Genomic DNA, 14,173 nt, shown 5'->3' with positions numbered 1-14,173 from the left:
TCTCCAACTAAAGCTGGCCTTATTTTTTGTATCTGCGTTGTAGTTACGGTGCATACCACACTCACAGAAAAGTCATGAAAGCCAACTTTGCAAATCTACCAATTTTTCAATCCACCTTTTTCTGCAATGTTTCGCCATCAGAGTTGTTAGACGACAATCAAAATAGCTTGAAAAAATTGCTATATCAAGAAATGCGCGCTCAAGTCAAAGCTTCATCTGAGTGTATACAAGCTGTATCAAACCGCATCGCTACAGAAGTAGAACGAATATGTCATAAAAGCGCCCGCATCCAAAAGTCTGGGCAAATCAAATCATGGCAAGTAAATTTAGCCAGACATCGCCTGCAAAAATGCCTGTATTACTACCAATTGGGTTCCAGACGCGCAAGAGTGGAACTACATAGTAATCTGGGTGCAATGATTTATCGCCATGTGACACTTTCTGGTTCTGAGTTGGGGTTTAATGCTCGTTACAATCTCATTGAAGACTTTCTGCAAGGGTTTTACATGGAAGCTATCAAAGCTTTTCGACGCGAAAGTGAACTACCATCGGATTACAAGCCCCGTACTCAGTTAGAATTGGCAGAATACATCGCATTTACAGAGCAATATGCTAAACGCCGCATTACTTTACCAGGTGGGAATAATCAGCAATTAATCATCCTCCGTGCCCAAACTTTTGCCCGTCGTCAGCCCCAAGAAACCACTGTTGACATTGAAATGGCTGTAGAATCAGCCAAAAGCGAAGAAGCAGAAATTTACCACCGTAACTCGGCGGTACAACAGATTAGATCACAAATGATTGCTCAAACTAACTTTGACCCATCTGAAGATTCAGAGCGCGATCGCGTGATTACGGAATTGACAAAATACTTAGAAGCTCAAGGTCAAGCTGACTGTGTGGACTACCTGATGCTGAAACTACAAGATATCTCAGCACCAGAAATTGACGAAATTCTCGGCATCACTAGCCGTGAGCGTGACTATCTGCAACAACGTTTTAAATATCATGTGGAAAAATTCGCCAAAAATCACCAATGGCAATTAGTTCATCAATGGTTAGGTGCTGGTTTAGAGCACAAATTGGGTTTAAATTCTCAGCAATGGGAAACTTTTTTGAGTGTCTTATCTCCTGAGCAGCAACAAATTTTGCACTTGAAAATTAGCCAAAAGAGTGATCAGTCCATTGCTAAAGCTGTAAAATGCACACCTAAACAAGTACAAAAGCGTTGGACTCGGATGCTAGAAGTAGCATGGGATATCCGTAATGGCAACAATGACATTTAACTGTGTTAACAGTAAATACAGCCAAGCTCTACGTCTTGAATTATAGATGTTTTTACCAATCAATTTCCCCATAGACTACTAGAAAAAGTTCCCTCTACTACTTTTCTTCATTGAGGATAATTAGAGAAAAATATGGGGAAATCACCTTGCCAAAAAACGAGTTAAAGCCCCTGGTTTTGACCATGGAAATGTAGGCTATTAGCGAGTTTAGTCCCTTTTAAACCAGTAAGTGGTTTCATGGGTGCTGAAAAAGTCGGTTTAGAGATTGACAGTTATTCTGATTTAATAAGAAGTAACTAGTAATTCAGTGATATTGCCCCGCTTTTTGGCATTAGAATTAATAGACCTGGTTGCTGATATTGTGTAAATATTGAACTTGTTATAAATTTCGCGAATGAACTCACAATCTGAATTAGATAACATGACTTTTACACCACGCTCGGCTAATTGTGCAAATATATCCCTGAGTCCAAATTGTTTACTTTCGCCAAAGCAATAGCTACTGTAAGCTGTAAAATAACTGGTTTTACTTACAGGATGGTATGGTGGATCAAAATAAACAAAATCATCACTGCTAGTGGCATAATTCAGAACATCTGTAAAATCTGCTGGTTTAATTTCCGTAGTGGAAAGTGCTCTTGATGCAGATCTAAGGATATCTTCAGGACAAACATTCGGATTTTTATATCTTCCTAAAGGGACATTGAATTTACCCTGGGAGTTAACCCGATACAGTCCATTAAAACAAGTTTTATTCAGATAGATAAGACGAGCAGCTTTTTCTAAATCACTACCTCCGACATGGGTTCTCATTGCATAATAATACTCCGGGTTATGCTGGTTTTGATGTTCTCGCAGCAGACAAATTAAGTTTTCAACATCATCTCTAACACAGCGATAAGTAGTAATTAATTCTGTATTAATATCAGTTAATCTTGCCTCCAGGGGATGTAGATAGAAAAAAATAGCTCCACCACCTAAAAATGGCTCGTAATATGTTTTATATTCCTTGGGAAAATAGGTAATGTACTGTGGGATTAACCGACCTTTCCCCCCTGCCCACTTTAAAAATGGACGCGGGCAAGTTGCTGTGGAGATTCGACCTACCATTTATTTGCAGTTGAAGTAAAAATCAGCTACTAAAATAACAAAATATAACTGAAGAAGCAGATTTGATTTGATGAGATTAGTAATTTTTTGGCTCTATAGATTACAATTAAATGGATATGAGAACAAATCTAATTGTATAACAAGGCAGCCTATATTCAAATGTTTGACGGATTTTGGGATAACGTCTTTCGCTACCCACGCTACTTCATTACTATCCTGTTAGGGGTGATTCTCAACACGGTTGAGCCGTTAATGCCACTGTTAAAACGCCCTGTCACCTTGATTGCTCTGTTAAGTTTCTTTGTGGGTAGCCTAGTTTTTGTCAGTCTCACCCTCCGGGCTATGCTGGGCTTGAGTGCAGTTTAAGCTCAAATCCTCAAGGTCTTACTCTAGAAGCAACAGCTATGGGCATTGAATAATTCCAGCTTTGTTTTCTCCAGTTTATCTATAATTATGTCGTATCACCTCTGTGAGGAGGCAGGATCTTATGGCTACTAATCGCCGCGTTTCCCGCGTTGCTGAGTTGATTAAACGGGAAGTTAGCCAAATGCTACTCCATGGTATTAAAGATGATCGCGTGGGTACAGGAATGGTCAGTGTTACCGATGTAGATGTTTCCGGTGACTTACAACACGCCAAAGTCTATGTCAGTATTTATGGTACAGAGTCAGCCAAATCAGAAACAATGGCAGGCTTAAGGTCAGCAACCGGTTTTATCCGTAGCGAACTTGGTTCACGAGTTAGGCTCCGTCGTACACCAGAAGTCATTTTTATCGAAGACAAATCCATAGAAAGGGGTACTAAAGTGCTGTCGCTTTTAAATAAACTAGAGTACGAGCGATCGCCTCAAAATTTCACAGTAGCTGACAATACCACCGATGCAGATGATGAATCTTCTGAAGAGGTAACTGATTAACAATGTCTCTTTAGAACAATTAATCCCTAGGGAATTGGCTAAACAGTTGACAGACACGAGTCGATGCCCTCTGATTTAATGTAACCATGACAAAGTGTAAAGAGTTTGTAGTAGCAAGCAGATAGCAGCAGATTTATTTTGGGGTAACACGAACCATTGGAGAGTCCCCGCGCTTTTCAGCCGGGGAAAAGCCAACTACGGAATCCCCAATCTTCCAGATCCAGATTGATGTGTAGGATGAATCCAAAATCCACAATCAAAATCAACTCGCAGCCAAAATTTCGCAGCCAAAATTCACAAATTCACGTAAATCTTTCTTTTTCGTCAGCATTTGTTGACATTCTTAACATTTCTTTAGATAATTTGAATGTGTATAACGTCAAAATAAAATAAGTTCCGTATAGCAAACTACAAAACCCTAGCCACAAGTCTAATCCTTGCCATGTTTTTTCCCAGTAATTAATGGGAATGCTATCTACTTGTAAACTTTGTGAGTAAAAACGATGAGTGTGAATACGGTGCCTTCTATCAATTCTTACTATTCTTTGGATGTCATCCAAGATGAAGCACGCCGACTGGTACAAAAGGGGGTGGTTAGTCGCCAACAACCAATATATACACTCTGCCAATACATTCCAGCTAGAGAGTGGGTTTGCGTTGAATGCGAGTTAGAAAAATGCGACTTTTTATTACGCGATCGCATTGGCGATCTGATTGGTCGTGAACAATGGGAAAACGACTAATGAGTATGTGATTTAAATTTTGGATTGGGAGTTTATTTTGGATGTCTATATTTGACAGCAAGTAACCCGACGGCTAAATTGAGGGATAATCTCTAGTTTTGATATATATTTCCCCATCCAAAATCTTAGGTTTTCCATTGAGGTACAAACATTAGAATCTGAACTGATGCAGCTTTTCAAGTTACGAATGCGTTAATCCCGCCTTGATAACTTGACTATCGGAATGTAGATTTGCTAGCTGGGGTAGTTTAACATCATAAAACTGCCCCGGTAATTTTTTTTTAACTTACTTGCTCTAAATACTGGTTAACATCGTCAATCATTCGCGTCAGTTCAGCTTCTGTAGTTAAGCGAATGTTCAGATCGCGGATAGTCAGCAACACTTTAGCAGCAAAGGGAGTAGGCCAAATATTGGGATTACAAAAAACTTCTAAAAATACCTCGCCAGTGTAGCGATACTCTAAAGGAGGCTGAGGAGTAACTTTACCGCCTCCTGGAGTGGGTTTAGCGGCCACAGCTTTTAGACGTTCCATTAACTCATCTGTTGCTGTCTTTAATTCCCGTGCTGCCTGGGGTGTAAAACTGAAGGAGACGGAACCTTCAACCAAGTTCAGTGTCAGAGTAGTTGAAGACATGATTAATAAAAACTAATTGATAACTACCTATGTTACAGGAAGAGCGGTTTTAATTTTGTCGTTTTTCTGGGGATACTTTGCTGATACTTGGGCACAATAGCAACAAGTTGCCATAATTTCATTGGGAGACTTTAAAGGGATAGGGAATAAGACCCTCAATAATCACCGACATTATAGGTCGGTGATTATGTCAAAAAAAGCGATGGTCATTGACAAAGTTCACTAAATTTGCTATAGTGGCCACTAGGTTTTCTGGGGAAACTGGTTTAGCCAGATGAACCTGAAATCCGGCTTTTAAAGCACGGATAGAATCCTCCGTATCTGCATAAGCAGTTAAAGCAACTGCCGGGACTCCTCCCCCTTTGTCTGGCTTTAATCCTCGCACTTTTCGGATTAAACTGTAACCATCTTCACCAGGCATAGCAATATCACAGATACACACATCAGGCCGCAACCCAGGTAAAATTTCCAGTGCTTTTACTGCTGAGTCAGCGGTGAAAACAGTCGCCCCATCGGCGGCCAACACTGTAGTAACATAAAAGCGGCTATCCTCATCATCGTCCACTACGAGAATCCTTAATCCAGCCAGAACCAGAGTAGCTTGTATAATTTCTGCCATTACTGTTGGAAAAGTAATAATTATTTATAACTATTTGTGACCAACTGGTTGTTTTGATCCTACACCAAACTAACTGCGGTGAGGTAGTCCTTGAATTTTATTTATGGGGGCTAGCCCTAGGGGAATTTATTCCCCATGAAGTTTCTTTTTGGTTTTGAATATATATTTTAACTACATCTAGCGGTGCTACCCTACTGTCCAAACAAAATAAAAACAAAATAAGAATTAGTCCACAGGGAAGGTAGTCGGCTTTTCAGATTTTGGAAATTCTGACCCAATGCCTAGAAGTTACAGATATTAGAGCAGAAAGCCCACGAGTATGTGGGTTCCATAATATAATATTTATACATTGACAAATGAAGCAAAAAACGGTACCTGAGCTCTTGACAACTTCCAGACTTTAATTGGGGGTTGCTGAATCAAAGCGAAACTCTGAACTAAGTATAAACCAGAAGATAAGTAAAAAAGCTACATAAATCTAAATATTTTGATAGTTTGTTATATTAATTCACTTTCTTAACTTTTCTTTACAATGTGATAAACATAGATTTGCGCCAAAATACAACAATTTTACATGAATTGTCAACTGCTAGTGAAGGTAATTACAAATCATTAGGAGTATTCCCACTAATTATATCTTTATTATCGTTATGCTGGAACTGGGGACTATGCAAATCTAACCATTAGGAGTATTTGACAAATCCAACAAGACTAGTACATCAAAATACAATCATAGTAGAGCTAGTCTCAAGACTACTTGTAATTCCCAGGACGAAAACGTGAGTATTAACAATATTCCCATCCCTAGCCAATTTGACATCAGCAACTGCAATAAAGAGCCAATTCATATCCCTGGCTTTATTCAGCCACATGGGGTAATTATTGTCCTAAAAGAAACAGATTTAACTATTCTACAAGTGAGCGATAATACATTACAGTTATTTGGTGTGATTCCCGAAAAATTACTAAATCAAAATTTAAGCTATTTCCTAGAATCAGAACAAATTATTTTTTTAAAAGATTGTTTAAATCAACAAGATTTACCAATTATTAATCCCATAGAATTCACCATCAATATTAATAATAAACCTACACATTTTGATGGAATTATTCACCGTTACAATGGATTGTTAATTTTAGAGTTAGAACCTACATTTTTAGAAAAAAACAATGGTTTTTTTAAATTTTATCATTTAGTAAAAGTAGCAATGTCAAAGCTACAAATTGCATCTTCATTAGCAGAAGTAAGTCAAATTATTGTCCAAGAAGTTAAGAGAATTACTGGTTTCGATAGAGTAATGCTCTATCGCTTTGATGAAAATTGGAATGGTAAAGTTATTGCTGAAGAAAAGCCAGAATATTTGACACCTTATTTAGGGTTACATTATCCTGCTTCTGATATTCCCACACAAGCCAGAAAACTCTATACCGAAAATTGGTTGAGACTAATACCTAATACTTACTATGAGCCTGCGGCAATTTTGCCCAGAAATAATCCTTTGACTGATGAACCTTTAGATTTAAGTAGGTCAGTATTACGGAGCGTTTCGCCTTTACACCTGGAGTATATGCACAACATGGGGGTAATGGCATCTATGTCAATTTCCATTATCAAAAATGAAAAACTTTGGGGATTAATTGCTTGTCATCATCAATCACCTAAATATATTCCCTACGAAATTCGTAATGCTTGTGAATTTTTAGGGCAAATGACATCTTTAGAAATGGCTGCTAAAGAAGGTAATGAAGACGTGGAATCTAAAATCGAGGTTAAATCTTGCCATTCCAAGTTAGTGGAGTATATGTCATCAGAAAATAACTTTATTGACGCTTTAATTAACCAACAGCCAAATCTCCTCAATCTTGTCAATGCTCAAGGAGCAGCAGTTTGTTTTCATGGTAAATGTTTCACAGTAGGTAACAGCCCGGAAGAAGAAGATATTCACGATTTAGTCGCATGGATAAGTCACAACCACCATGAGGATATTTTCTACACTGACTCCTTAGCTGAAGTCTACCCAGAAGCAGAAAAATTGCGGGATGTCGCAAGCGGTTTAATGGTACTTTCTATTTCCAAAACTCAAAAAAACTATATATTATGGTTTCGTCCAGAAGTAGTACGAACTGTAAATTGGGGCGGTAACCCAAATAAACCTGTAGAAATAAAAGAAAATGGCAGTATTCGTTTATCACCCCGGAAATCTTTTGAATTATGGAAGGAAACAGTTTTATTAAAATCTCTACCTTGGAAATCCTGCGAAGTGAATGCAGCATTAGAATTGAGAAGTGCAATTATTGCTGTAGTGCTGCGGAAAGCAGATGAACTAGCACAGCTCAATGTCGAACTACAACGCAGTAATCACGAATTAGATGCTTTTGCTTACATTGCTTCCCATGACTTAAAAGAACCACTTCGGGGTATTCACAATTACTCTAATTTCCTGATTGAAGATTACGGTGACACCATCAACGAAGAAGGCCGACAAAAATTAAAAACATTGATTCGTCTTACCCAGCGAATGGAAGACTTAATTGATTCCCTCTTGCATTTTTCTCGTCTGGGGAGAGTAGACCTTTCTATGCAGCTAACAGACCTCAATGATGTTTTACATCGTAGTTTAGACTTCTTGAGCGCTCGCATTGAGGAAATGAACGTAGACATTCAAATTCCCCGACCACTACCGAAAGTGTATTGCGATGGCGTTCAAGTAGGTGAAGTGTTTAATAATTTGATTGCTAACTCTATCAAATACAACGATAAACCTGACAAATGGATTTTAATTGGTTATATAGATCAGCCTTCATTACCAATCACATTTTACGTCCGAGATAATGGTATTGGTATTCGAGATAAACACTTTGAGGCAATTTTCCGCATTTTCAAACGACTCCACGGGCCAAGTAAATATGGCGGAGGTACTGGGGCGGGTTTAACCATCGCCAAAAAAATAGTAGAACGACATGGCGGTAAAATCTGGGTAGAGTCAACCTACGGTGAAGGTAGTACCTTTTATTTCACATTACAACCAGTGGAGTAAGTAAGTCAGCAGAAATCTACCCAAGGATCTTACTAAACCTAAACACAGCTCAATTTCTGATTAACGGCTGATGGCCAGCTTTTGTAACTAACTTTATTTACGCCCACTTACTTAAAACCCATGATTGCTAATTTTGCCAAGCCTTTGTTAGTAATTGAAGATAGCGACGAGGACTTTGAAGCTTTATGTCGAGTCATGAAAAAACAAGCTGTTCTCAATCCTGTGTTTCGCTGTAGCGATGGCGATGAGGCGCTAGACTTCCTTTACCACGCAGGAGCTTACAGTGATTGCGAAAAATCTCCTCGTCCTGCTCTGATTTTACTCGACCTCAATTTACCGGGAACTGATGGGCGAGAAATCTTAGAGGAAATCAAACAAGATGAAAACTTGAGATGTATACCTGTAGTTGTGTTTACCACATCATCTAATCCAAAAGACATTGAAATATGTTACCGATATTGCGTTGCTAGTTATATGTTAAAACCAATTGATCTCAATAAATTGGTGGAAACTATTCAAAGCTTTATTACTTATTGGTTAAACATTGTAATACTCCCTGATACTGTTAGCTAGTAGTTATGACGCAACCGCTAACTATTTTAATTGTGGATGACTGTGCTGAAGATCGCCAGGCTTATTGTCGCTATCTGCTACAAGACCAAGAATACAACTACTCAATTCTCGAAGAAGAATCGGGAGAAGGTGGATTGATACTATATCAGCAGTTTCATCCTGATGTGATTTTATTAGACTTTTTACTACCAGACTTGGATGGTTTGGAATTTTTGGCGGAATTAAAACAGCAATCACCGCAAATCATACCACCGGTAATTATGTTAACTGGTTATGGTAACGAAGCTGTAGCTGTACAGGCTATGAAAAGTGGTGTCCAAGACTATTTAGTTAAGGGACAAACCAGTGGTGAGCATTTGCGCTCTACTATTCACTCAGTAATTAAAAATGCTCAACTTAGTCAAGAATTGCAACGCAGCGAGGAACGTTTCCGCACTTCTGTTGAAAATCTGCTGGATTGTTTCGGCATTTTTTCTGCCGCGCGTGATGAAACGGGCAAAATTCTCCACTTTCTTGTTGATTATCTGAACCCCGCAGCCTATGAATTCAGCCAAATCAGTTCTAAACCACAAGGCGAAGATATCAGCCAATTTTTGTTGAATATACCAGAATATGGGTTGTTTGATGAATGTTGCAAAGTTGTGGAAACGGGTCGGCCATTAGTTAAAGAATCACTCGTTTATACTGCTTTTAATCAGCAACAGCAATCAGCCAAAGTCATTGATATTCGTATCACCAAAATGGGGGATGGCTTTGTTGCTGCTTGGCGAGATGTGACGGAAAAAAAACAAGCAGAAGAAAAGTTACAAAAAAGTCAGCAATTCATCGAAGGTATTACTGATACCATACCAGGAGTTTTGTACGTTTATGATTTGATAGCAAGGCGCAATGTCTATACCAATAGTCAAGTTAGCAAACTACTTGGTTATACTTGCTCACAAATTCAAAATATGGGTACTGAGTTTATCTCGTCTTTAATACATCCTGAAGATCAAGTAGGATTGGCTGGACATTGGCAACTTATTAACTCCTGTGAGGATGGGGATATTCTAGATTTTGAGTATCGGATAAAACACGCCAACGGTGAATGGCTGTGGTTTTGTAGTCGAGATACTGTATTTAACAGGAATGTTGAAGGTACGCCGCGCCAAATTGTCGGTACAGCTTTTGATATCACTGAGCGTAAGCGAGTAGAAGAACAGCTACGTTTAAGTAACGAGCGTTTTCAATTAGCAGCAGCAGCAGTTAATTGTTTGATTTACGACAGAGATATAAAAAACAGTACTGTGAATATGACTGAAGGACTAACTCGAATTTTGGGCTATTCTTTAGAGGAAGTAGATCCCAGTCATGAATGGTGGATAGAAAAAATTCATCCAGAAGATAGACAACGACTATACCAGCAATTCTTAGATGTTTTTAAGACTCAAAAATACTATAGTTTTGAGTATAGGATGCGTCACAAAGACCAACAGTATCGCTATGTACTGGACCAAGGAATAATTATTAGAGATACTAATGGGCAGGTAGTACGAACAGTAGGTAGTACAACAGACATTAGCCAACGCAAACTTGTGGAAATAGCTTTGCGGGAAAGTAAGGAACAATACCGTTATTTGTCAGACTCCATACCCCAACTTGTCTGGATGTGCAATTCTCAAGGAGAATGTGAGTATGTTAATGAAAAATGGTATGAATTAACTGGGGAAACCATCGCATCAGCCCAAGGGTTTGGCTGGACAAAAGTTATACATCCAGATGATGTGTCCTCAGTCATGCAGCAATGGACACAAGCCTTGGAGACAGGCCGGGGGTACGAACAAGAAATACGCTATCAAAAACGTGATGGTAGCTATTGTTGGCATTTAGTCAGGAGTGTACCCATCAAAAATGACCAAGGAGAAATTGTCAAGTGGTTTGGAACCAGCACTGATATAGACCAGCGCAAGCAATTAGAGGCTGAACGGAACCGCCTGTTGCAAATGGAACAAGCAGCCCGCAATGCAGCGGAAAAAGCCAACCAAACTAAAGATGAGTTCGTGGCTATGGTATCTCATGACCTGCGATCGCCACTTAATGCTATTCTCGGTTGGGCAAAATTACTGCGGACTCGCCAACTACCTGCAAACACTGTGAACAATGCTTTAGAAACCATCGAACGCAATGCTCAATCTCAAGCAAAACTCCTAGAAGATTTATTGAATATGTCCCGCATTCTCCGGGGTCAGTTGCAGCTAGAAGTCGCCCCAGTGCAACTAGTGAACATAGTCAAAGCATCCATGGAAACTGCTTATCCTCCTGCTAATGCTAAAGGCATTCATTTAGAATCCATAATTGATGAATCTATTCCCCTGATTCTCGGTGATGCTAACCGCCTGCTACAGATTTTAAATAATTTACTCTCCAACGCCATTAAATTCACTCCTCCTGGTGGACGGGTGGAGGTGCGACTGGGAAAAAGTGATGAATCCTCAATAGTTCTTCAGGTAAGTGACACAGGTGTTGGTATCCAGGCGGAATTTTTGCCCTATGTCTTTGAAAGATATCGTCAGGCAAATTTTGCTTGCAAGGAAAATGGTTTAGGGCTGGGATTAGCCATCGCCCGTCATTTGGTAGAATTACACAAAGGTACAATTGAAGCACATAGTAAAGGCGAAGGGCTAGGAGCTAGTTTCACCATCAAGTTACCTTCTCAAACTGCCATCATCAATTACTAGGTATAGTTTTAAAACTTGCCCTTGCTCCCAAAGAATAATCCTTTAACCTAAAATCAGCAAAAGGTTTATTTTCCAGCCTATCCCGTAAAGCTTCATCTAAAATTACATCTTCTGATTCTGGTTTCACACCAATAATCATCACACTTCTTGCGTATGCAGTTACATCCTGATTTTTCTGACAATTCCGGCCTTGAAATTGACCGAGATTTAATAAACGATAGCCTTGGACACTAGAAGTATTGCTAAATAAACTAGTTACTAAACGTTGAATTTGCTGAGAACGTTCTAAAGCTTGGCGTTCTTCAACTACTGGATTACCGCCACAACTAGCCACACCTACAGAAATTATTTCTGTAGGTTCTTCCATTATTTGCTGTATACCTTCTTGTTCTAAGTTCAACTTTAAAAGCTCAACACTAATAACTTCGTCATCTGATTGAACTTGAAAATTACTCCCAGCTAGCCATTTATATTCATTGGATAAAACAGCTATATTAAACTGAGCAATTTTACCTTTACTATCCCGTCCTTTTTCATAAGCAAAGTAATCAACTGTACCTTTTTTTTGCCGGAATTGTGCTGTTGTTGCCAAAGTCCCAAACCTCGGCGAAATGGTCGCTAAAGCTGTAAAACTGAGTAAAACGAAAGAAACTAACAGCGCTGCAAATAAAGCCTTTAAAGGTACCGCTTCTGAATCTTTTGTTAATCTTGGTACAGTTACATGAGTCGCAGAATTATTGACCACATTTACAGGTACCAATTGTTTTAACCATTCCACGGCTGCTGCTGGAGAAATCAAATGATTTTGCTGCTCTAACCACCTATCCAAATCAGGCTGGTCAATTTTGTCCATGACAATGCAGTGCAGAACCAAACCATTTCTCGTTTGATACTGGAAATAACCCTCAAATTGAGGAATACCTGAATAATTCAGTGGTTTTAAAAGTGATGCTTCTTGGCAAAACAGTTCTACTGCTCCGGGGTCATTTGATAAATCTTCATTCAGTACCTTCAAGATTTTTGGTGTATTTTGTTTATCTGCTACATAGACTTTGCTATAACCGTTTTTGTCACTCAACAGACTTACTACCCGATAACGTCCCGCTAATTCCAAGGGGGAACCACAGCTTTTACAAAAATTGTCTTGATGATGATTAGGGTAATGAGGTTGAGGACAATCTGGATTAATACAAAGGCTCATGATTAAATTAAGACTTCAATTTGTTCAGTCAGAGTTGTTTTACTGACATTCTGCGAGAAATGCTGCTACAGTCCGGTTAAATGCTTCAGGTGCAGTCAAAAATGGCCAATGATTACCGGGAACTTGACAGAGGCGGAAATTTTGCAAATGAGTTTTATAAGGTTTGATTTGCCACTCTTGACGATTAAGACCTTTTTCTGGCTGTATAAACAGCGTGGGAGTGTCAATAGGGTAAATGAAACCAGGTACGCACATCACATCTGCAAAAATACCATCACGGGCAGCAATAGTAAATTTACTACCCCAATTTCCATCAACTTTTTCTTCAATTCCCGCTTGAAATACTTGCTGTTGTAAGCTACTCCATCCTTGATATTGATTTAACTGACGAGCTTGTGCTTCTGCTTCTAGGTAACTAGCAAAAGGGCCCATACCTTTAAGAAAAGATAAGTAACGGTACAACAGAGGAAAAGTTAACCGCAATATGCTAGGCATTTTCCAGATAAAAATCGGGTCAACCAAAACCATGCTGCGTAAACGCTGTGGATTTTCTCTCGCCCAGATAGCCGCTAATTTCCCCGTCCACGAATGACTGACAACCTGTGCACAAGACCATCCCAAATGATCCATTAGCGCTTCCAGGTCAGCGATGGCACTAGCAAAGGTATAATCATTTTCTGGCTTGCTGCTTTGACCATGACCGCGCATATCTGGCGCAACTATGTGATAATCCGGGGCTAACTCATCTCCCAAACGTAACCAAACCACGGCATTATCGGCTAAACCGTGTAACAGTAATAAAGGTTTTTTACCTTCCTTCCACTCCAAATAAGAAAGTTCAATATCATGTTTTGATAAAGTTTGACGTAAAGGCATAATCATAAAACAATTACAGGTTTATAGCACTTTTTTGCCCTGGTGGAATGACAACCTAAAAATATTCATTATAATTTTGTGGTGAAACATTGTCATAACGAACCACAGACACACAGAGGACACAGACAAAAAACATAAGTCATCTTTTAGAGAGAAGAAAGTAGTTCTTTAACTGACTTGAGCTATGAGACTCTTAATTTTTTCCCTGGCTCCGTCATTTTCCTTTCGGGCAAAGAATCCATTCACTACAGATGTAGCATAGACTACACAGGTTAACACAAATAATTCTCCCTCACAGATTATAAAATGCCATAACCCCACAAGTGTTGAATGTTAAGAAAGAGGTGATAAAAATAGCCCAAAATATGGTAAATTCTGGGCGAAGTATTAAAATATAATAATTGATAATGATTATAAATTCATTTCCCAAGATTGTCAAAGACATCCTCAGACCGTTGC

General features: G+C 39.0%; 12 protein-coding genes and 1 pseudogene. 7 read left to right on the top strand and 6 right to left on the bottom strand.

Annotation, left to right across the window (positions count from 1 at the left end; genetic code table 11):
* The first annotated feature begins 74 nt into the window (after nt 1-74).
* On the top strand, nt 75-1,286 hold the full coding sequence (locus NWP25_RS11930) for a HetZ-related protein (RefSeq protein WP_280649746.1): 1,212 nt from the start codon (nt 75-77) through the stop codon (nt 1,284-1,286).
* A gap of 282 nt (nt 1,287-1,568) precedes the next feature.
* Here the strand turns inward: NWP25_RS11930 and NWP25_RS11925 are convergent, their stop codons facing one another.
* Nucleotides 1,569-2,396 carry a DNA adenine methylase gene (locus NWP25_RS11925; protein ID WP_280649747.1) on the bottom strand — a complete coding sequence of 276 codons (828 nt, stop codon included), beginning with the start codon at nt 2,394-2,396 and terminating at the stop codon, nt 1,569-1,571.
* 159 nt (nt 2,397-2,555) lie between these two features.
* Here NWP25_RS11925 and NWP25_RS11920 point away from each other — a divergent pair, with 159 nt between their 5' ends.
* The 3 genes from NWP25_RS11920 to NWP25_RS11910 all read left to right on the top strand — a co-directional run bounded on the left by NWP25_RS11920 (nt 2,556) and on the right by NWP25_RS11910 (nt 4,055).
* Nucleotides 2,556-2,762 (top strand): DUF751 family protein, encoded by a 207-nt coding sequence (locus tag NWP25_RS11920; protein ID WP_280649766.1) that lies wholly within the window; start codon nt 2,556-2,558, stop codon nt 2,760-2,762.
* A 121-nt stretch (nt 2,763-2,883) separates the two neighbouring features.
* The gene (gene rbfA, locus NWP25_RS11915; RefSeq protein ID WP_280649748.1) at nt 2,884-3,312 is read left to right on the top strand and encodes a 30S ribosome-binding factor RbfA; all 429 of its coding nucleotides are present in this window, start codon (nt 2,884-2,886) and stop codon (nt 3,310-3,312) included.
* A 503-nt stretch (nt 3,313-3,815) separates the two neighbouring features.
* A complete protein-coding gene (locus NWP25_RS11910) occupies nt 3,816-4,055 on the top strand; it encodes a DUF4327 family protein (RefSeq protein WP_280649749.1) in 240 nt (79 codons plus the stop codon).
* Between the two features lie 281 nt (nt 4,056-4,336).
* On the opposite strand, the gene NWP25_RS11905 is transcribed toward NWP25_RS11910, so the two are convergent.
* The 3 genes and pseudogenes from NWP25_RS11905 to NWP25_RS11895 form a co-directional block, all read right to left on the bottom strand.
* Complete coding sequence (locus tag NWP25_RS11905; protein ID WP_280649750.1) at nt 4,337-4,690, bottom strand: hypothetical protein; 354 nt, start codon at nt 4,688-4,690, stop codon at nt 4,337-4,339.
* Between the two features lie 190 nt (nt 4,691-4,880).
* Nucleotides 4,881-5,309 carry a response regulator gene (locus NWP25_RS11900; protein ID WP_280649751.1) on the bottom strand — a complete coding sequence of 143 codons (429 nt, stop codon included), beginning with the start codon at nt 5,307-5,309 and terminating at the stop codon, nt 4,881-4,883.
* A gap of 191 nt (nt 5,310-5,500) precedes the next feature.
* Nucleotides 5,501-5,587, bottom strand: a pseudogene (locus tag NWP25_RS11895) (IS200/IS605 family transposase); the annotation flags it as partial.
* Between the two features lie 501 nt (nt 5,588-6,088).
* Here NWP25_RS11895 and NWP25_RS11890 point away from each other — a divergent pair.
* The 3 genes from NWP25_RS11890 to NWP25_RS11880 all read left to right on the top strand — a co-directional run bounded on the left by NWP25_RS11890 (nt 6,089) and on the right by NWP25_RS11880 (nt 11,637).
* Nucleotides 6,089-8,347 (top strand): sensor histidine kinase, encoded by a 2,259-nt coding sequence (locus NWP25_RS11890; RefSeq protein ID WP_280649752.1) that lies wholly within the window; start codon nt 6,089-6,091, stop codon nt 8,345-8,347.
* Nucleotides 8,348-8,467: 120 nt separating this feature from the next.
* Complete coding sequence (locus NWP25_RS11885; protein WP_280649753.1) at nt 8,468-8,920, top strand: response regulator; 453 nt, start codon at nt 8,468-8,470, stop codon at nt 8,918-8,920.
* 5 nt (nt 8,921-8,925) lie between these two features.
* Nucleotides 8,926-11,637, top strand: coding sequence for a hybrid sensor histidine kinase/response regulator (locus tag NWP25_RS11880; RefSeq protein ID WP_280649754.1), 2,712 nt, complete (start codon nt 8,926-8,928; stop codon nt 11,635-11,637).
* Here NWP25_RS11880 and NWP25_RS11875 read toward each other — a convergent pair.
* Nucleotides 11,627-12,838: an inactive serine/threonine-protein kinase VRK3 gene (locus NWP25_RS11875; protein ID WP_280699480.1), complete on the bottom strand. Its 1,212-nt coding sequence runs from the start codon at nt 12,836-12,838 to the stop codon at nt 11,627-11,629. The two genes, NWP25_RS11880 and NWP25_RS11875, sit on opposite strands and share 11 nt — an antisense overlap.
* Before the next feature lie 39 nt (nt 12,839-12,877).
* Nucleotides 12,878-13,714, bottom strand: coding sequence for an alpha/beta fold hydrolase (locus tag NWP25_RS11870; RefSeq protein WP_280699487.1), 837 nt, complete (start codon nt 13,712-13,714; stop codon nt 12,878-12,880).
* Nucleotides 13,715-14,173 lie beyond the last annotated feature (459 nt).

This window comes from Umezakia ovalisporum Ak1311 (assembly GCF_029891685.1).
GTDB classification, from domain to species: Bacteria; Cyanobacteriota; Cyanobacteriia; order Cyanobacteriales; family Nostocaceae; genus Umezakia; species Umezakia ovalisporum.
Note: the sequence above shows the minus strand (reverse complement) of the source record. Positions and strands in the feature narration are given on the sequence as shown.

Excerpts from the sequence above, each read along its gene's own strand:
- NWP25_RS11900 (WP_280649751.1), bottom strand. The coding sequence starts at position 5,309 with ATGGCAGAAATTATACAAGCTACTCTGGTTCTGGCTGGATTAAGGATT.
- rbfA (WP_280649748.1), top strand. The coding sequence starts at position 2,884 with ATGGCTACTAATCGCCGCGTTTCCCGCGTTGCTGAGTTGATTAAACGG.
- NWP25_RS11925 (WP_280649747.1), bottom strand. The coding sequence starts at position 2,396 with ATGGTAGGTCGAATCTCCACAGCAACTTGCCCGCGTCCATTTTTAAAG.
- NWP25_RS11880 (WP_280649754.1), top strand. The coding sequence starts at position 8,926 with ATGACGCAACCGCTAACTATTTTAATTGTGGATGACTGTGCTGAAGAT.
- NWP25_RS11885 (WP_280649753.1), top strand. The coding sequence starts at position 8,468 with ATGATTGCTAATTTTGCCAAGCCTTTGTTAGTAATTGAAGATAGCGAC.
- NWP25_RS11920 (WP_280649766.1), top strand. The coding sequence starts at position 2,556 with ATGTTTGACGGATTTTGGGATAACGTCTTTCGCTACCCACGCTACTTC.
- NWP25_RS11910 (WP_280649749.1), top strand. The coding sequence starts at position 3,816 with ATGAGTGTGAATACGGTGCCTTCTATCAATTCTTACTATTCTTTGGAT.
- NWP25_RS11905 (WP_280649750.1), bottom strand. The coding sequence starts at position 4,690 with ATGTCTTCAACTACTCTGACACTGAACTTGGTTGAAGGTTCCGTCTCC.
- NWP25_RS11875 (WP_280699480.1), bottom strand. The coding sequence starts at position 12,838 with ATGAGCCTTTGTATTAATCCAGATTGTCCTCAACCTCATTACCCTAAT.
- NWP25_RS11930 (WP_280649746.1), top strand. The coding sequence starts at position 75 with ATGAAAGCCAACTTTGCAAATCTACCAATTTTTCAATCCACCTTTTTC.
- NWP25_RS11870 (WP_280699487.1), bottom strand. The coding sequence starts at position 13,714 with ATGCCTTTACGTCAAACTTTATCAAAACATGATATTGAACTTTCTTAT.